Raw genomic sequence first — 16,638 nt, forward strand, 5'->3', positions numbered from 1 at the left:
GGCCACCGTCTCATGCGCGCCAGTCCAGGGGGACCTTGCGCGAGCGGTCCCACGGCTGCTCCCAGCCGGCGAAATACAGGATCCGATCGATCACACCGGCGGTAAAACCCCAGACCAGAGCCGATTCGACCTGGAAGGCGGGGCCTTGGAAGCCGCCGGGATGCACGACGGTGACCCGATTCCCGGGGTCCGTGAGATCCGCCACGGGAACCGTGAAGACGCGGGCGGTCTCCGCGAGGTCCACGGCCCCGACCGGGCTGGGCTCGCGCCACCAGCCGAGGACGGGGGTCACGACGAACTCGCTCACCGGGATGTAGAGCCGGGGCAGCACACCGAAGAGCTGTACGCCCGTCGGGTCCAGCCCGGTCTCCTCCTCGGCCTCGCGCAGGGCGGCCCGCAGCGGACCGGTGGTGTGCGGATCGCCGTCCTGGGGGTCGAGGGCGCCGCCGGGGAAGGACGGTTGGCCCGCGTGGGAGCGCAGGGTGCCCGCGCGCTCCATCAGCAGCAGCTCGGGGCCGCGGGGGCCCTCGCCGAAGAGGACCAGGACGGCGGACTGACGGCCCGCGCCGTCCTCGGGGGGCAGGAAGCGGCTCAGCTGCGTCGGCCGGACGGTCCGGGCGGCCGTGACCACGGGGTCGAGCCAGCCGGGCAGCCCGTGCGTGCTGACGTCGGCCCTGTCACCGCCACCGTCACCGCCGCTCCCGGTGCCGGGAGCGGGCACGGGCAGGGCCGCGGCTCCCGCTCCGGCCTCGGGTCCGTGCCCGGTGCGGGACCGGGTCCCGGTGGTCACGCTGTCGTCCTGCGTCCCGCGCGTCATAGGCACCCTTGCTCCCTGTACTTCCGACACCGGGACAACGCGGTCCGTGGCCGGATTCGTTCCTCGCTACATCGGCATGGACGTCGGCATGGACGTCGGCATGGACGTCGGCATGGACGTCGGCATGGACGTCGGCATGGACCGCTGTCTCACGACCCCGCGCCGAGCGGGGCCGCCGGACGGCCCGGATAGTCGGCGGGCGGGGTCAGCCGCTGACCCGGATGGCCGCCCATCTCGTACTTCAGGAGCAGCTTGGCCTTCTCCGGATCGGTCTCGCCCTCGCCGTACGCCGGACAGAGCGGCGCGATCGGGCAGGCGCCGCAGGCGGGCTTGCGCGAGTGGCAGATCCGGCGGCCGTGGAAGACGACCCGGTGCGAGAGCATCGTCCACTCGCTCTTCGGGAAGATCTCGCAGATCTCCGCCTCGACCTTCTCCGGGTCCTCCTGCTCGGTCAGCTTCCACCGGCGCACCAGGCGCCCGAAGTGGGTGTCGACGGTGATCCCGGGGACCCCGAAGGCATTGCCGAGGACCACGTTGGCGGTCTTGCGGCCCACCCCGGGGAGCGTGACCAGGTCCTCGATCCGGCCCGGCACCTCCCCGCCGAAGCGGTCCCGCAGCGCGGCGGAGAGGCCGAGCAGCGACCTGGCCTTCGCCCGGAAGAACCCGGTCGGCCGGATGATCTGCTCCAGCTCCTCGGGCACGGCCTCGGCCATGTCCTCGGGGGTGGGGTAGGCCGCGAAGAGGGCCGGGGTCGTCTGGTTCACCCGCAGGTCGGTGGTCTGCGCGGACAGGACGGTGGCGACGAGCAGCTCGAAGGGGTTGCGGAAGTCCAGCTCCGGGTGGGCGTACGGATAGACCTCGGCCAGTTCGCGGTTGATCCGGCGGGCGCGCCGGACCATGCCGAGGTGGCTCTCCGCCTTCGCCGCCTTCGCCGCCTTCACGGGCCGCACCCCCTTCGCTTCCCCGGCCGCCGTCTTCGCCGTCTTCCCCGTCTTCACTTCCTTCGCGGCCGTCGCCGTTCCCGCTTTCTTCACCGCGGGTTTCTTGGCCGAAACTTTGCTCTTCGCGGGCGGCGACCCCTCCGGAACCGACCCGGAAGTGGCATGTTCGCCCACAGCTGAATTACGGTCGGCGGTCACACCCGCGGACCCCTTGGCCTGTGCTCTCACCGGCTTATTGGACACCCGGCCAGCCTAAGGCCGGGCGCTGACACCCGCCCGGACCTCTGGTAACACCACTCCGATTGGCCTCTCGCCGCACAGCACACCCGTATGTCCGGCATCCTTGTGACTTGAGTGACTGATCGCACTGTTTAAGGCGTCCGGCAAAATAGGGGACGAAGGTCCCCTGACGCCGGTCGACATAGGAGAGAGACTCGTGGACGACGTTCTGCGGCGCGCCCCGCTCTTCGCGGCGCTCGATGACGAGCAGGCCGCGGAGCTCCGCGCATCCATGGGCGAGGTGACCCTCGCCCGCGGTGACGCCCTGTTCCACGAGGGCGACCCCGGCGACCGCCTGTATGTGGTGACCGAGGGCAAGGTGAAGCTGCACCGCACCTCGCCCGACGGCCGCGAGAACATGCTGGCCGTGCTCGGCCCCGGCGAGCTGATCGGCGAGCTCTCGCTCTTCGATCCCGGCCCGCGCACCGCCACGGCGACCGCGCTGACCGAGGTCAAGCTGCTCGGCCTCGGCCACGGCGACCTCCAGCCCTGGCTCAACGCCCGGCCCGAGGTCGCGACCGCGCTGCTGCGCGCGGTGGCCCGCCGCCTGCGCAAGACCAACGACCAGATGTCCGACCTGGTCTTCTCCGACGTTCCCGGCCGCGTGGCCCGGGCGCTCCTGGACCTGTCGCGCCGCTTCGGCGTGCAGTCCGAAGAGGGCATCCACGTCGTGCACGACCTCACACAGGAGGAGCTGGCCCAGCTCGTCGGCGCCTCCCGCGAGACCGTGAACAAGGCCCTGGCCGACTTCGCCGGGCGCGGCTGGCTCCGCCTCGAAGCGCGTGCCGTGATCCTGCTCGACGTGGAGCGGCTGGCGAAGCGCTCGCGCTGACGCCGTCCGCCGACCCGCGACACCCGTGAGGGGGTCCCGCCCGTGAGGGCGTGACCCCCTTTCGCGCGTCCCGGCCTCCCCCGGGACCCGGGGCCGGGGTGCCACAGTGATCCGCATGGCACACAGAGGGCTGGACTCCGAGGGGTTCATCGAGCGCGAGGGCTCCCTCGGGCGCGTGCCCGCGCCCTTCCGGGACGTGGTCGCCACCGCGCGGACGCGGATCGCCGAGGCGTACGGGCAGCGGCTGCACAGCGCCTACCTGTACGGGTCCGTGCCGCGCGGCACCGCCCGGCCCGGCCGCTCCGACCTGGACCTGCTGCTCGCCCTGCACCGCGAGCCCACGGGCGAGGACCGGGACACCGCCGAGGTGCTCGCGCGCGGGCTCGACCTGGACTTCGCCCAGACGGACGGCGCCGGCATCCTCCTCCACGGCAAGGAGACCCTGCTCAGCGAGGCGGAGCGGCACGACCTGGGATGGTTCCTCGCCTGCCTGTGCACCCCGCTGCTCGGTGCGGACCTGGCCGAGCACCTGCCGCGCTACCGCCCGGACGCGCTGCTCGCCCGGGAGACCAACGGCGACCTGGACGACGTACTCGCCACCGCGCGCGAGCGGGCCGCGGCGGCGCGGACGGACGGGGAGCTGCGCAAGCTGAATCGTTTCCTCGCGCGACGGCTCGTGCGCACCGGCTTCACCCTGGTCATGCCCCGCTGGGGCGGCTGGACCAGCGACCTGGCCGAGTCCGCGGAGGTCTTCGGCGGCTACTACCCGGGCCGCGCGGACCAGATGCGCGCGGCCGCCGCCGAGGGCCTCGACCCCGGCCCCGACCGGGAGGTCCTGCGGCGGCACCTCGACGAGCTCGGGCCGTGGCTCGCCGCGGAATACACCGCCCGGCTGGGCCCCAGGTCCCCGCGCCAGGTCGTCTCTTCGGCCTAGCGGGTGTCAGCCGTCCGTTTCCGGGCCGCCCGGGATCAGGCCGTGCTCGCGCAGGTACTCCAGCTGGGCGCGTACGGACCATTCGGCGGCCGGCCACAGCGAGCGGTCCACGTCGGCGTAGACGTGGGCGACGACCTGCTCGGCGGTGGCGAACCCGTTCTCCACGGCCGTCTCGATCTGGGCGAGCCGGTGCGCGCGGTGCGCCAGGTAGAACTCCACCGCGCCCTGCGCGTCCTCCAGGACCGGCCCGTGGCCCGGCAGGACGGTCCGCACCCCGTCGTCGACGGTCAGGGAGCGCAGCCGGCGCAGCGAGTCGAGGTAGTCCCCGAGCCGGCCGTCGGGATGCGCGACCAGCGTGGTGCCGCGGCCGAGGACGGTGTCCCCGGTCAGGACGGCCCCGTCGGCCGGGAGGTGGAAGCACAGCGAGTCGCCGGTGTGGCCCGGGGTCGGCACGACCAGCAGCTCCAGACCACCGACCCGGATGACGTCGCCGCCCGCGAGGCCCTCGTCCCCCAGGCGCAGCGCGGGGTCCAGGGCGCGCACCTTGGTGCCGGTCAGCTCGGCGAAGCGGCCCGCGCCCTCGGCGTGGTCGGGGTGGCCGTGCGTGAGCAGGGTCAGCGCGATCCGCTTGCCCGCCCGCTCGGCCGTGGTGACCACGTTCCGCAGGTGGCCCTCGTCCAGCGGGCCCGGGTCGATGACCACGGCAAGGTCGGAGTCCGGTTCGCAGACCAGCCAGGTGTTGGTGCCGTCCAGCGTCATCGCGGAGGGGTTGGGGGCCAGTACGTTCACCGCGCGCGCGGTGGCCGGACCGGAGGTGACGGTCCCGCGCGGCTGGCCCGGCAGTGCGGCGGCGTCGGTCACGGTGTGCCTCCCTGGCGGACCCGCTTGGTGAACTCGTCGTGGCCCGGCCAGCTGAGCACCAGCTCGCCGTCCTCCAGCGTCGCCCGGGCCAGCACCGGGGCCAGGTCCTGCCCCGCGGCCGCGGCGAGCGCCTCGGCGGCGCTCCGGTAGGGCTCCAGCGAGCGCAGGGTGGAAATGGTCGGCGGCATCATCAGCAGCTCGCCCTTGTCGTAGCCCGCGGCGGCCTCGCTCGGGCGGATCCACACGGTCCGGTCCGCCTCCGTGGAGGCGTTGCGGGTGCGCTGTCCGGCCGGCAGGGCGGCCACGAAGAACCAGGTGTCGTAGCGGCGCGGCTCGAACTCCGGGGTGATCCAGCGGGCCCAGGCGCCGAGCAGGTCGGAGCGCAGCAGCAGGCCCCGGCGGTCCAGGAACTCGGCGAAGGACAGCTCGCGGGCGACCAGCGCCCGCCGGTCGGCCTCCCAGTCGTCACCGGTGGTGTCGCCGACGACCGTGTCGGGGCTCTCGCCGGCGAGCAGGACCCCGGCCTCCTCGAAGGTCTCGCGGACCGCGCCGCAGACGATGGCCTGGGCGGTCTCGGGGTCGGTGCCCATGCGCGCGGCCCAGGTCGCGAGGGCCGGACCCGCCCAACCGATGCGGTGGTCCTCGTCGCGCGGGTCGACGCCGCCGCCGGGATAGGCGTACGCGCCTCCGGCGAAGGCCATGGAGGCCCGCCGGCGGAGCATGTGCACGGCGGGACCGCCGCCGCCCGCCCCGTCGCGCAGCAGCATGACGGTGGCCGCGCGCTTGGGCGCCACGGGGGTCAGCGACCCGTCGGCGAGGGCGCGGATGCGGTCGGGCCACTCGGGCGGGTACCACTGGCCGCCGGGGGCGGTGGACTCGCTGGGCGACTGGCCGTGCGGATCATTCGGCATGGCGGGATGCTACGGGTATCCGGCGGGATGTTCGAGAGCCCCCGGTCGCCGCTGCCCGAGGGGCGCGGCGATCGGGGGCTCGGCGAGGGCGACAACCCTCGGACAGCCCTCGGACAGCCCTCAGACCTCGTCGGGGGTCAGCTCGACCAGGATCTCGACCTCGACGGGGGCGTCCAGCGGCAGCACCGCGACGCCGACCGCGCTGCGCGCGTGCACGCCGCGCTCGCCGAGCACCTCGCCCAGCAGCTCGCTCGCGCCGTTCAGCACGCCCGGCTGCCCGGTGAAGTCGGGGGCGGAGGCCACGAAGCCGACGACCTTGACGACGCGCGCGATCCGGTCGAGGTCACCCACGACGGACTTCACGGCGGCCAGGGCGTTCAGCGCGCACACGGCGGCCAGTTCCTTCGCCTGCTCGGCCGAGACCTCCGCACCGACCTTGCCGGTGACCGGCATGCTGCCCTTCACCATCGGGAGCTGGCCCGCGGTGTGGACGTAGACGCCGGAGCGCACGGCCGGCTGGTAGGCGGCCAGCGGCGGAACGACGTCGGGCAGCGTCAGGCCGAGCTCGGCCAGCCTGGCCTCCACGGCGCCGGCGCTCATGCCTTCTCCCGCTTGAGGTAGGCCACGAGCTGCTCGGGGTTGTTCGGTCCGGGCACCACCTGGACCAGCTCCCAGCCGTCCTCGCCCCAGGTGTCCAGGATCTGCTTGGTGGCATGGACGAGCAGCGGAACGGTCGCGTATTCGAACTTCTTGGTCATGGGAGCGAGCGTAGTGCCTGTCCCGGGACGTGATGCGCGACCCGTCCTGCCCCCACCGCCCACGGCGGCGGCACCGAGGAATTAGGCTCGGTCGCTGTGAGCAGGCTCCAGGTGATCAGCGGCAAGGGCGGCACCGGAAAGACCACGGTCGCCGCGGCATTCGCGCTCGCCCTCGCACGCGAGGGCGGACGCACGCTTCTGGTGGAGGTGGAGGGCAGGCAGGGGATCGCGCAGCTCTTCGGCGCGGAGGCGCTCCCGTACGAGGAGCGCAAGATCGCCGTCGCACCGGGCGGCGGGGAGGTGTTCGGGCTCGCGATCGACGCGGAGCGGGCCCTGCTGGACTACCTCCAGATGTTCTACAAGCTCGGCTCGGCGGGGCGCGCCCTGAAGAAGCTGGGCGCCATCGACTTCGCCACGACGATCGCGCCGGGCCTGCGGGACGTGCTGCTGACCGGCAAGGCGTGCGAGGCGGTGCGGCGCAAGGACAAGGCGGGGCGGTTCGTCTACGACCACGTGGTGATGGACGCGCCGCCGACCGGGCGGATCACCCGGTTCCTGAACGTCAACGACGAGGTGGCGGGGCTGGCCCGCTTCGGTCCGATCCACAACCAGGCGCAGGCCGTCATGAAGGTGCTCAAGTCCCCCGAGACGGCCGTGCACCTGGTGACGCTGCTGGAGGAGATGCCGGTCCAGGAGACCGTGGACGGCATCGCCGAGCTGCGGGCGGTCGGGCTGCCGGTCGGCCGGGTCGTCGTCAACATGATGCGGCCGCACCACCTGGACGAGGGAACCCTGCGGGCGGCCGCCGGGGACCGCCGCGCCGAGCTGGCGCGGTCCCTGTCCCGGGCGGGCCTGGGCGGCGCGCACCGCGGGGGCCTGGCGGAGCGACTTCTGGACCCGCTGCTGGAGCAGGCCGCGGAGCACGCGGGCCGGGTGGAGCTGGAGCGCGAGCAGCGGGCGGTCCTGGAGGGGCTCGACGTGGAGGCGTACGAACTCCCGCAGCTCGGCGCGGGGATGGACCTGGCCGGGCTGTACGAGCTGGCGACGGAACTCCGCAAGCAGGTGGGGACCGAATGAGCGAGAAGCAGGGGAGCACGGCGACCATGGGCCTGGACACTCCGCCGCGACTGGCGGTCGACGCACTGCTCGACGACGCGAACACGCGGATCATCGTGTGCTGCGGCTCCGGTGGCGTCGGCAAGACCACCACGGCCGCGGCGCTGGGCGTGCGCGCGGCGGAACGCGGGCGCACGGTGGTCGTCCTGACCATCGATCCGGCGCGCCGGCTGGCCCAGTCGCTGGGCATCGACTCCCTCGACAACACCCCGCGGCGGGTCGCCGGGGTGGGCGGGGCCGGGGACGCTGAGGGGGCTGAGGGCTCCGGCGGCGAACTGCACGCCATGATGCTGGACATGAAGCGGACCTTCGACGAGATCGTCGAGGGGCACGCGGAGGGCGAGCGGGCCCAGGCGATCCTGGAGAACCCCTTCTACCAGTCCCTGTCGGCCGGGTTCGCGGGCACGCAGGAGTACATGGCGATGGAGAAGCTCGGGCAGTTGCGCGCCCGGGACGATTGGGACCTGATCATCGTCGACACCCCGCCGAGCCGCTCCGCGCTGGACTTCCTGGACGCGCCGAAGCGGCTGGGGTCCTTCCTGGACGGGAAGTTCATCCGGGTGCTGATGGCTCCGGCGAAGGTCGGCGGCCGGGCCGGGATGAAGTTCCTCAATGTCGGCATGTCGATGATGACCGGCACCTTGAGCAAGCTGATGGGCGCCTCGCTGCTGAAGGACGTACAGACCTTCGTGGCCGCGATGGACACGATGTTCGGCGGCTTCCGGACCCGCGCGGACGCGACGTACCGGCTGCTGCAGGCTCCCGGTACGGCCTTCCTCGTGGTCGCGGCGCCCGAAGCGGACGCGGTGCGCGAGGCGGCGTACTTCGTGGAGCGGCTGGCCGCGGAACGGATGCCGCTGGCCGGGCTGGTCCTGAACCGGGTGCACGGCAGCGGGGCCGACCAGCTGTCCGCGGAGCGGGCGTTGGCCGCCGCAGAGAATCTTGAAGAGGGCGGCATTGTCGATCAGGAGTCCGGGAAAGCTGGACATCGTGGCTCCGCCGAGGACGGCTCCCCCGCCCCCACCGGCCCCGCCCCGAGCAACGGCACGGCTCCGCACGACTTCACGGCCGGCACGCCCACGGCCGACACCTCCACGGCCGAGCAGATCGCGGCCGAGCAGATCGCGGCCGACGGAATGACCACGGACGAGATCACCGCGGACGAGATCACCGCGGGTCTGCTGCGCCTGCACGCCGAGCGCATGCAGGTGATCGCGCGCGAACGACGCACACGTGATCGCTTCACCTCGCTCCACCCGGAGGTGGCGGTGGCCGAAGTGGCCGCCCTGCCCGGCGATGTACACGACCTCGCCGGGCTACGGGCCATCGGAGAGCGGCTCGCGGCCGGGGTACCGGCCGGAGCGTAGACGGGCTGCGCGGGGGTCTACCCGGCTGCCGCGTACGTCTCGAACCGAAGATCGACCTCCGCATCGACATCCACGGTGAGGATGCCCGTACTGCGCTCGTACTCCGTACGAGCGGTTTCGAGCAGCCGTCGCCACGAGGTGACGGTGGGGCGCCTGCGCAACAACGCGCGACGCTCCCGCTCGGTCATTCCGCCCCACACGCCGAACTCGACGCGATTGTCGAGCGCATCGGCCAGGCATTCGGTCCGCACCGGACATCCGGTGCACACCGCCTTGGCCCTGTTCTGTGCCGCTCCTTGAACGAACAGTTCATCCGGATCGGTAGTGCGGCAGGCTGCCTGCGCACTCCAGTCGGTAACCCAGCCCATCCCGGCGCCGTCCTCTCCCGAATCGAGGCTCCCCCACGGCGGTAGCGGCATATTCACCGCTGCCAGTTGAGGACGTTACGGAAGGCGGGCACAGTGCAACACCCCCGTCGGGCCCAATCTTGAATGGTCCGAACGGACTATGGGTAAGCGGCAGATCACCCGACGGAGTGATCGGACGACATGCCCGACTATTCCGGCAATTCGGGTGAATCGACGGTGAACCCCCAGTGACAGGCGCGAGATTCGGACAAGAGTTCACCCCTTTCGGGAAGGGTGAAAACCACGCCGCAGGGTTGATGTCGCGCCACACTGCTGTGACAGTTGTTGCCAGCTTAGGCCAAGGCATTCGCATGTGTCCGGCGAATGAGAACGTAGGCTGCCCCTCATGGGAAAGAAGCGCTCAAGCGGAGGGCTCTCGGGGAGCCAACAGGCCGCCAGGTTCCTGGGGGTGTCCGTTCTCTCCGGAGTCGTGCTCGCCGGCATCGCGATCCCCGGCGCGGGCGCGCTGGGCCTCGCGGCCAAGGGCACGGTCGAAGGATTCGACGAGATCCCGGCCAATCTCAAGACACCGCCGCTGAGCCAGCGCACCACGATTCTGGACTCCGAGGGTGGCTTGATCGCCACCGTCTATTCGCGCGACCGCCAGGTCGTCCCGCTGACCGCGATCTCGCCGTACATGCAGAAGGCGATCGTCGCGATCGAGGACTCCCGCTTCTACGAACACGGCGCGGTGGACCTCAAGGGCATCCTGCGCGCCGTGAACCGCAATGCGCAGGAGGGCGGCGCCGCACAAGGCGCCTCCACGCTGACGCAGCAGTACGTGAAGAACGTCTTCGTCGAAGAGGCCGGTGACGACGAGTCGAAGGTGCGCGAGGCACAGGAGAAGAGCCTCGGCCGCAAGATCCGCGAGTTGAAGTACTCGATCCAGGTCGAGGAGGAACTCGGGAAGAAGAAGATCCTCGAGAACTACCTCAACATCACGTACTTCGGCCAGCAGGCCTACGGAATCGAGTCGGCGGCGCAGCGCTACTTCAGCAAGCCCGCCAAGGACCTGACCCTGGACGAGGCCGCGCTGCTCGCGGGCATCGTCCAGTCGCCGAGCCGGTTCGACCCGGTCAACGACTCCGCGGAGTCGATGAAGCGCCGCAACGTCGTCCTCCAGCGGATGGCCGACATGAAGGACGTCTCGCAGGCGGAGGCGGACGCGGCGAAGGCCAAGCCCGTCACCCTGAAGGTCACCCGCCCCAAGAACGGCTGCATCACCTCCGTCAAGGGCGCCGGCTTCTTCTGCGACTACGTGCGCAACACCTTCCTGACCGACCCGGTCTTCGGCAAGACCCGGGAGGAGCGGGCGAAGGTCTGGAACCAGGGCGGCCTGACCGTGCGCACCACCCTGGACCCGCAGTCGCAGGAGTCGGCCAACGCCTCGATCAAGGAGCACGTCTACGCGGACGACTCGATCTCGACGGCCGTGACCATGGTCCAGCCGGGCACCGGGCGGGTCCTGGCGATGGGCCAGTCGAAGCCGTACGGCTTCGGGAAGAACGAGACGCAGATCAACTACTCCGTGGACAAGCGGATGGGCGGCTCCAACTTCGGCTTCCAGACGGGCTCGACCTTCAAGCCGTTCATCGCGGCGGCGGCCCTGGAGCGCGGGACGCAGCCGACCAAGGTGTACCCGGCGCCGTACGAGGTCGACTATCCGAGCCCGATCGCGCGCTGCGACGGCACGAACTACGTCAACCAGCGCGACCCGAAGACCAGGAAGTACGAGAAGGCGCAGAACGAGACCGAGGACGAGTTCGGTCCGTACGCGCTGAAGACGGCGATGGAGAAGTCCATCAACACGTACTTCGTCCAGATGATCGGCGACGTCGGGCTCTGCCCGGTCACCGAGATGACGCAGAAGCTGAACGTCGTCCCGGCCAGCGGCGAGAAGCTGCCGGAGTCCCCGTCGATCGCGCTCGGCTCCGCCGAGATGTCTCCGCTGACGATGGCCAACGCATACGCCGCCTTCGCCAACCGCGGCGTCTACTGCACCCCGATCGCGATCGAGGCGATCACCGACTCGCACAACAAGGCGCTCCAGGTGCCGAAGAGCAAGTGCGACCAGGCGATGTCGGAGTCCACCGCCGACACCATCAACACCCTGCTGCGCGGAGTGGTCGACTCCGGTACCGGTGAGAAGGCCGGTCTGACCGACCGCGACAGCGCGGGCAAGACGGGTACCACCGACAACCGCTACAACGCCTGGTTCGTCGGCTACACCCCGAACATGTCCGGCGCGGTGTGGGTCGGCTCGGGCGGCGCGAAGAAGATCTCGATGGAGGACATCACCATCGGCGGGCAGTTCTACCCGAAGGTCTTCGGTGGTGGCCTGCCCGGTCCGATCTGGAAGGACGCCGTCTCGGGCGCCCTGTCCGGCCGCGAGTCCCCGACCTTCACCACGGTCAGCATCCCCGAGCCCTCGACCCCCTCGGGCGGCAGCCGCGGCAACGCGAACCCGCCGACCCAGAACCGCCCCGGCAAGCCGAAGCCCGGTAAGCCGGGCGGCGACGGCAAGCCGGGTGACGGCTCGCCGGGCGGGCAGACGATCGCGGGCCCGACCACCGGCGACCCGGGCACCGGTACGCCGGGCATCCCCAACCCCGGCATCAGCATCCCGGCGGGCATCCTGGGCGAACCGACGGGCCGCCGCCCCTAGCCACACGGGAACGGGCACGCATGAAGGAGGGGCCCCGGTCGCGAGAACGCGACCGGGGCCCCTCCTTCATATCGCCGTCATTCGTACGCGTCAGGAGAGGAGCTTCTTGACGGTGGCGGCGACGCGCCCGCCCTCCGCCAGCCCGGCGACCTTCGGGTTCACGATCTTCATGACGGCGCCCATCGCGCGCGGCCCCTCGGCGCCCGCGGCCTTGGCCTCCTCGACGGCCGACGCCACGATCGCGGTCAGCTCGTCGTCGCCGAGCTGCTTGGGCAGGTAGGCGTCGAGCAGCTCGCCCTCGGCGAGCTCGCGCGCGGCCTGCTCGGTCCGACCACCCTGCGCGAAGGCCTCGGCGGCTTCGCGGCGCTTCTTCGCCTCCTTGGCGATCACCTTGAGGACGTCGTCGTCGGAGAGCTCGCGCGCTTCCTTGCCCGCGACCTCCTCCTTGGTGATGGCGGTGAGGGTCAGTCGCAGCGTGGACGAGCGGAGTTCGTCGCGCGCCTTGATGGCAGTGGTGAGGTCGTCCCTGAGCTTGGCCTTGAGCGTGGTCATGGGTCGAGTCTGCCAGGTGCGGGGGCGCTGGCGCCCTCAGGTTTTCCCGGTCTGCGACGATGGGCCCATGCACGCGCGTTACGGAATCCCCCTGAAGGTCACCGCCGGCATCGCCGCGGCCGGAGTCGCCGGAGTGGCCTACGCCGCCGGTTTCGAAGCACGGTCCTTCCGGCTGCGCCGGGTGACCGTCCCGGTCCTTCCCCGGGGGATGCGGCCCTTGCGGGTCCTGCAGGTGTCGGACATCCACATGGTGGGCGGGCAGGGCAAGAAGCGCGCCTGGCTCCAGTCCCTGGCGGGGCTGCGGCCCGACTTCGTGGTCAACACCGGCGACAACCTCTCGGACACCGAGGGGGTGCCGGAGGTGCTCGACGCGCTCGGCCCGCTGATGGAGTTCCCGGGCGCGTACGTCTTCGGCTCGAACGACTACTACGGGCCGCGGCTGCGCAATCCGGGGCGCTACCTGATCGAGAAGGTCCAGGGCAAGCACGGGCTGAACGGCAACAAGCCGGTCGTCGGCGCCGTCCACAACCCGTGGGAGGACCTGCGGGACGCCTTCGACGCGGCCGGCTGGCTGAACCTGACCAACACCCGGGCGCGGATGAAGCTGGACGGGCTGGAGCTGGCCTTCACCGGTCTGGACGACCCGCACATCAAGCGGGACCGCTACGAGCGGGTCGCCGGTGGTCCGGAGGCGGACGCCGATTTCTCGCTCGCCGTCGTGCACGCCCCGTACCTGCGCGCGCTGGAGGCCTTCACCGCGGACGGCTACCCGCTGATCCTCGCGGGCCACACGCACGGCGGGCAGCTGTGCGTCCCCTTCTACGGGGCCCTGGTCACCAACTGCGACCTGGACGCCAAGCGGGTGAAGGGGCTCTCCACGCACGAGAGCGGCGGGCACCGCTCGTACCTGCACGTCTCGGCGGGCTGCGGGACCAACCGGTTCACCCCGGTCCGCTTCGCCTGCCCGCCGGAGGCGACGCTGCTCACCCTGACGGCCGCGTCCTGACCACATGATCGCCACGGCCCTCTTCCGCGCCCTGATCGCCCTCGCCGCGGCCGTGGGCGTGGTGATCGAGTGCGCCTACGGCAGCGTTCCCGTCGTGCTGAGTTTCTTCACCGTCTGGACGAACATCCTGGTAGCGGTGGTCTTCGGCCTCTCGGCGGTGCGCACCTGGCAGCGCCGCCCGGAGCCCGACCCGCTGTGGCGGGGCGGGGTGCTGCTCTTCATCCTGATCACCGGGCTGGTCTTCCACCTGGTGCTGGACAATCCGGCGAGCCCGTTCAACGTGGTCGAGGACCTCGACCGGCTCACCGGCGCCCGGGCCGTCGCCAACCAACTGCTGCACACGCTCACCCCGATCGGCGCGGCCCTGGACTTCCTGGTCCTCACGACCCCCCGCGCCCTGCGCCCGCGGCACGCGGCCCAGTGGCTGGCGTTCCCCTTCGCGTACCTGACGTTCGCCCTGGTCCGCGGCGCCCTGCTGGCGCCGGGCACGAAGACCCGGTACACCTACCCCTTCCTCGACGTGACCCAGTACGGCTACGCCCGGGTCGCCGTGAACGGGCTCGTCCTCGGCCTCGCCTTCTACGCCCTGGGGCTGGCCCTGGTCACGGCCGACCGCTTCCGCCCACCCCTGCTGGCGCCCCGTGAAAACCGGATTTCGTCTCCGGGCGGCGGTCCGCTAAAGTAATCGATGTCGCCAGGGCAGCAGCGCTGCAAGGGTGGACATCGGGGTGTAGCGCAGCTTGGCAGCGCGCTTCGTTCGGGACGAAGAGGTCGTGGGTTCAAATCCCGCCACCCCGACAGCTGAAACACCAGGTCCGGGTGCTACTCACACGAGTAGCACCCGGACCTGTTTTCGTGTGCGTGCTCATCCGCTTGAAGTTGGCCGGCCGGATCGGCGTTGCGACTTGGCGTACAACCATTGGCCACGCTGAGCGATCGACTCTGGTGCACATCAGCCACCGCACAGGGGAGAGCCGTGAACCACCGCACCGCCACCGCCGTACTGTCCGTCGTCATCGCCGCCGCCGGGCTCACCGCATGTGGCAGTGACAAGGGCGCCGCCGCGCCGTCGACGAAGACCTCTCCCTCCGCCGCGCCGAGCAGTTCTCCTGCCGCGCCCCCGGCATCGAGCGCGCCGTCGGCCGCCGCCGGGACGGCCAAGGCCAAGGGGATTCCGCCCAAGCCGGATGCGGCGACGCAGGCCAAGTACATCGCCGCCCTGGCGGCCATCGATCCGGACATCGTCAACACCAAGCCCGACAAGGCGGTTGACCGGGGCCGCAACCAGTGCGACACGATCGCCAACTTCCCCACCGACAAGCAGAAGCAGACCGACCTCACGAACCAGCGGTTCACCTCGCCCACCCACCCGGACGGCTTCGGTCCGGCCAAGGCCGGCAAGATCCTGGACGCGGTGCACACGCACCTCTGCCCCAGCTACTAGATTCCGGTCGCCGATCTCGACCTGGCCCGGGGTGCCCGCGCCGGGTCCCGGGGGGACCATGGGGAGGCGGGGGCGATCGTGCGGGGGACGGGTCCCGGGAGACGCTGTGGTGGATACCTCCGGAAGTGGCACGGACGTGCTGGTGGTCGGGGCCGGGCCGGTCGGGCTGACGGCCGCGTGTGAGTTGCGGCGGCGCGGGGTGCGGTGTCGCCTCGTCGAGCGGCTCCCGGCCCGGCTGCCCTACGCGAAGGCGGTGGGGGTCCAGCCGCGCACCCTGGAGCTCTGGGACCGGATGGGCCTCGTGCGGGACGCCCTCGATCTGGCCGTACCGCTGCGCGGGCAGCTGACGTACGTGAACGGCGTCGCGGATTCCCGGCTGGAGCTGGTGCTGCCGCCCGAAGTGCCGTACGGCTTCGCCGCGCTGCCGCAGTACGAGACCGAGCGCGTCCTGGAGGGCCTCCTGAACGGCTTCGGGACGGGCATCGAGCGGTCCACCGAGCTGGTGTCCTTCGCCCAGGACGGCGAGGGGGTGACCTGCCTGCTGCGCGCCCCGGGCGGTGAGGAGGAGGTGCGCGCCCGCTTCCTGGTGGGGTGCGACGGCGCGCACAGCACCGTGCGCAAGGGGCTCGGGCTGTCCTTCGAGGGCGGGGCCTTCCCGGAGGAGTACATGCTCGCCGACGTGGAGCTCGGGTGGGACCTCCCGTACGGCTACGCGGTGCGCGCGATGCACCACGACGCGCGGGGCGAGGTCGACGACGTGCTGGTGTGCATCCCGCTGCCCGGCGCCGGTCGGTACCGGGTCTCCATGAAGGTGGCACCCGAGCTGGCCGGGGATGAGGACGGGGATGAGGACGGGGACGGGATCGAGCACGGTCTGGGCGCCGGCGGCGGGCGGGAGCCGGGGTTGGCGGACGTCCAGGCCGTCCTGGACCGGCTGTCGCCGCAGCCCACGACCGCGTCCGCGCTGCGCTGGTCCTCCGTGTTCCGGATCAGCCACCGGCTGGTGGACCGGTACGGGGACGGGCGGGTCCTCATCGCCGGGGACGCCGCGCACATCCACCCGCCGACCGGTGCGCAGGGCATGAACACCGGCATCCAGGACGCCTGGAACCTGGCGTGGAAGCTGGCGCTCGCCGTCGACGGCGCAGCGGCGCCGGGCCTGCTCGCGAGCTACGACGCCGAGCGCCGGCCGGTCGGCGAGGAGGTCGTCGGCCGTACGGTCCGGCACGCCGCCCACGGGGTCCAGGCGGACCCGGGCGACCCGCGGACGCTGATGCTGCGCGAGGCCCAACTCCTGGTCGGATACCGGGGAAGCCCCCTCGTGGAGGATGCGGGCGACGGTCCCGGGCCGCGGGGCGGGGACCGGGCCCCCGACTGCGGCGGGCTGACCCGGGCGGTCGCGACGTACCCGCTGCGCCTTTTCGACCTGCTGCGCGGCCGCGAACACGTGCTGGTGCTGTACGGGCCCGGGCCGACCGCGGACGGTTTCGGCCCCCTGGCGGCCGCCGTCCGGGACGCGGCACCGGGCCGGATCACGACCTTCGCGGTGCTGGCCGACACCGGGGCGGACGGCGCATCGCCGGTGCCCGTCTTCCGGGACGGGCAGGGCGAGTTCGGCCGCCTGTACGGCGTACGGGAGCCGACCGCCTTCCTGGTCCGCCCCGACGGCTACCTCGCGGCGCGGCTCGCCCCGCCGAGCGCGCCGGAGCTGCTCGCCCACCTCGCCAAGGTCCTCGCGCCCTGAACCG

At 71.8% G+C, this 16,638-nt stretch carries 17 protein-coding genes and 1 tRNA gene; 10 read left to right on the top strand and 8 right to left on the bottom strand.

Annotated features, from left to right (window positions below):
• Window positions 1–10: 10 nt before the first annotated feature.
• A complete protein-coding gene (locus tag ACIBEA_RS26665) occupies window positions 11–817 on the bottom strand; it encodes an NUDIX hydrolase (protein WP_399265049.1) in 807 nt (268 codons plus the stop codon).
• A gap of 149 nt (window positions 818–966) precedes the next feature.
• Window positions 967–1,956 (bottom strand): endonuclease III, encoded by a 990-nt coding sequence (gene nth, locus ACIBEA_RS26670; RefSeq protein WP_399265051.1) that lies wholly within the window; start codon window positions 1,954–1,956, stop codon window positions 967–969.
• A 238-nt stretch (window positions 1,957–2,194) separates the two neighbouring features.
• Between nth and ACIBEA_RS26675 the strand changes: the two genes are divergently transcribed.
• Together ACIBEA_RS26675 and ACIBEA_RS26680 are read left to right on the top strand one after the other, a co-directional pair.
• Window positions 2,195–2,869, top strand: coding sequence for a Crp/Fnr family transcriptional regulator (locus ACIBEA_RS26675; protein WP_003981529.1), 675 nt, complete (start codon window positions 2,195–2,197; stop codon window positions 2,867–2,869).
• A 115-nt stretch (window positions 2,870–2,984) separates the two neighbouring features.
• Window positions 2,985–3,803 carry a nucleotidyltransferase domain-containing protein gene (locus ACIBEA_RS26680; protein WP_399265053.1) on the top strand — a complete coding sequence of 273 codons (819 nt, stop codon included), beginning with the start codon at window positions 2,985–2,987 and terminating at the stop codon, window positions 3,801–3,803.
• Between the two features lie 6 nt (window positions 3,804–3,809).
• On the opposite strand, the gene ACIBEA_RS26685 is transcribed toward ACIBEA_RS26680, so the two are convergent.
• From ACIBEA_RS26685 to ACIBEA_RS26700, 4 genes are all read right to left on the bottom strand, one after another.
• On the bottom strand, window positions 3,810–4,664 hold the full coding sequence (locus ACIBEA_RS26685) for an MBL fold metallo-hydrolase (RefSeq protein ID WP_399265055.1): 855 nt from the start codon (window positions 4,662–4,664) through the stop codon (window positions 3,810–3,812).
• Complete coding sequence (locus ACIBEA_RS26690; RefSeq protein WP_399265057.1) at window positions 4,661–5,575, bottom strand: NUDIX hydrolase; 915 nt, start codon at window positions 5,573–5,575, stop codon at window positions 4,661–4,663. The genes ACIBEA_RS26685 and ACIBEA_RS26690 overlap by 4 nt, the downstream gene beginning before the upstream one ends.
• Window positions 5,576–5,695: 120 nt before the next feature.
• Entirely contained in the window at window positions 5,696–6,175 is a 480-nt protein-coding gene (locus tag ACIBEA_RS26695) for a RidA family protein (RefSeq protein WP_399265059.1), read from the bottom strand.
• Window positions 6,172–6,333, bottom strand: a complete 162-nt coding sequence (locus tag ACIBEA_RS26700; RefSeq protein WP_007264966.1) for a DUF4177 domain-containing protein — start codon at window positions 6,331–6,333, stop codon at window positions 6,172–6,174. Before ACIBEA_RS26700 ends, ACIBEA_RS26695 begins: the two co-directional genes overlap by 4 nt.
• 96 nt (window positions 6,334–6,429) lie before the next feature.
• Here ACIBEA_RS26700 and ACIBEA_RS26705 point away from each other — a divergent pair, with 96 nt between their 5' ends.
• On the top strand, window positions 6,430–7,410 hold the full coding sequence (locus ACIBEA_RS26705) for an ArsA-related P-loop ATPase (RefSeq protein ID WP_399265061.1): 981 nt from the start codon (window positions 6,430–6,432) through the stop codon (window positions 7,408–7,410).
• 26 nt (window positions 7,411–7,436) lie between these two features.
• The gene (locus ACIBEA_RS26710) at window positions 7,437–8,816 is read left to right on the top strand and encodes an ArsA family ATPase (protein ID WP_399265217.1); all 1,380 of its coding nucleotides are present in this window, start codon (window positions 7,437–7,439) and stop codon (window positions 8,814–8,816) included.
• Between the two features lie 17 nt (window positions 8,817–8,833).
• Here the strand turns inward: ACIBEA_RS26710 and ACIBEA_RS26715 are convergent, their stop codons facing one another.
• Complete coding sequence (locus ACIBEA_RS26715) at window positions 8,834–9,184, bottom strand: WhiB family transcriptional regulator (RefSeq protein ID WP_330331229.1); 351 nt, start codon at window positions 9,182–9,184, stop codon at window positions 8,834–8,836.
• Window positions 9,185–9,569: 385 nt separating this feature from the next.
• Here ACIBEA_RS26715 and ACIBEA_RS26720 point away from each other — a divergent pair, with 385 nt between their 5' ends.
• Entirely contained in the window at window positions 9,570–11,888 is a 2,319-nt protein-coding gene (locus ACIBEA_RS26720; protein ID WP_399265063.1) for a transglycosylase domain-containing protein, read from the top strand.
• A 90-nt stretch (window positions 11,889–11,978) separates the two neighbouring features.
• Here the strand turns inward: ACIBEA_RS26720 and ACIBEA_RS26725 are convergent, their stop codons facing one another.
• Window positions 11,979–12,440, bottom strand: a complete 462-nt coding sequence (locus ACIBEA_RS26725; RefSeq protein WP_399265065.1) for a GatB/YqeY domain-containing protein — start codon at window positions 12,438–12,440, stop codon at window positions 11,979–11,981.
• A 67-nt stretch (window positions 12,441–12,507) separates the two neighbouring features.
• Between ACIBEA_RS26725 and ACIBEA_RS26730 the strand changes: the two genes are divergently transcribed.
• The 5 genes from ACIBEA_RS26730 to ACIBEA_RS26750 all read left to right on the top strand — a co-directional run bounded on the left by ACIBEA_RS26730 (window position 12,508) and on the right by ACIBEA_RS26750 (window position 16,634).
• Window positions 12,508–13,446 carry a metallophosphoesterase gene (locus ACIBEA_RS26730; protein ID WP_399265067.1) on the top strand — a complete coding sequence of 313 codons (939 nt, stop codon included), beginning with the start codon at window positions 12,508–12,510 and terminating at the stop codon, window positions 13,444–13,446.
• Between the two features lie 4 nt (window positions 13,447–13,450).
• A complete protein-coding gene (locus tag ACIBEA_RS26735; protein WP_399265069.1) occupies window positions 13,451–14,131 on the top strand; it encodes a Pr6Pr family membrane protein in 681 nt (226 codons plus the stop codon).
• 39 nt (window positions 14,132–14,170) lie between these two features.
• Window positions 14,171–14,244, top strand: a tRNA-Pro gene (locus ACIBEA_RS26740).
• A 178-nt stretch (window positions 14,245–14,422) separates the two neighbouring features.
• Complete coding sequence (locus ACIBEA_RS26745) at window positions 14,423–14,890, top strand: hypothetical protein (RefSeq protein WP_399265071.1); 468 nt, start codon at window positions 14,423–14,425, stop codon at window positions 14,888–14,890.
• Between the two features lie 58 nt (window positions 14,891–14,948).
• Window positions 14,949–16,634: an FAD-dependent monooxygenase gene (locus ACIBEA_RS26750; RefSeq protein ID WP_399265073.1), complete on the top strand. Its 1,686-nt coding sequence runs from the start codon at window positions 14,949–14,951 to the stop codon at window positions 16,632–16,634.
• The last annotated feature ends 4 nt before the right edge of the window (window positions 16,635–16,638 follow it).

Origin of the sequence: Streptomyces sp. NPDC051555, assembly GCF_044454405.1 — a bacterium.
GTDB lineage: Bacteria > Actinomycetota > Actinomycetes > Streptomycetales > Streptomycetaceae > Streptomyces.

Coding starts and splice junctions, on each gene's coding strand:
- ACIBEA_RS26665 (WP_399265049.1), bottom strand. CDS start 817: ATGACGCGCGGGACGCAGGACGACAGCGTGACCACCGGGACCCGGTCC.
- ACIBEA_RS26680 (WP_399265053.1), top strand. CDS start 2,985: ATGGCACACAGAGGGCTGGACTCCGAGGGGTTCATCGAGCGCGAGGGC.
- ACIBEA_RS26690 (WP_399265057.1), bottom strand. CDS start 5,575: ATGCCGAATGATCCGCACGGCCAGTCGCCCAGCGAGTCCACCGCCCCC.
- ACIBEA_RS26695 (WP_399265059.1), bottom strand. CDS start 6,175: ATGAGCGCCGGCGCCGTGGAGGCCAGGCTGGCCGAGCTCGGCCTGACG.
- ACIBEA_RS26700 (WP_007264966.1), bottom strand. CDS start 6,333: ATGACCAAGAAGTTCGAATACGCGACCGTTCCGCTGCTCGTCCATGCC.
- ACIBEA_RS26710 (WP_399265217.1), top strand. CDS start 7,437: ATGGGCCTGGACACTCCGCCGCGACTGGCGGTCGACGCACTGCTCGAC.
- ACIBEA_RS26715 (WP_330331229.1), bottom strand. CDS start 9,184: ATGGGCTGGGTTACCGACTGGAGTGCGCAGGCAGCCTGCCGCACTACC.
- ACIBEA_RS26720 (WP_399265063.1), top strand. CDS start 9,570: ATGGGAAAGAAGCGCTCAAGCGGAGGGCTCTCGGGGAGCCAACAGGCC.
- ACIBEA_RS26725 (WP_399265065.1), bottom strand. CDS start 12,440: ATGACCACGCTCAAGGCCAAGCTCAGGGACGACCTCACCACTGCCATC.
- ACIBEA_RS26730 (WP_399265067.1), top strand. CDS start 12,508: ATGCACGCGCGTTACGGAATCCCCCTGAAGGTCACCGCCGGCATCGCC.
- ACIBEA_RS26735 (WP_399265069.1), top strand. CDS start 13,451: ATGATCGCCACGGCCCTCTTCCGCGCCCTGATCGCCCTCGCCGCGGCC.
- ACIBEA_RS26750 (WP_399265073.1), top strand. CDS start 14,949: ATGGGGAGGCGGGGGCGATCGTGCGGGGGACGGGTCCCGGGAGACGCT.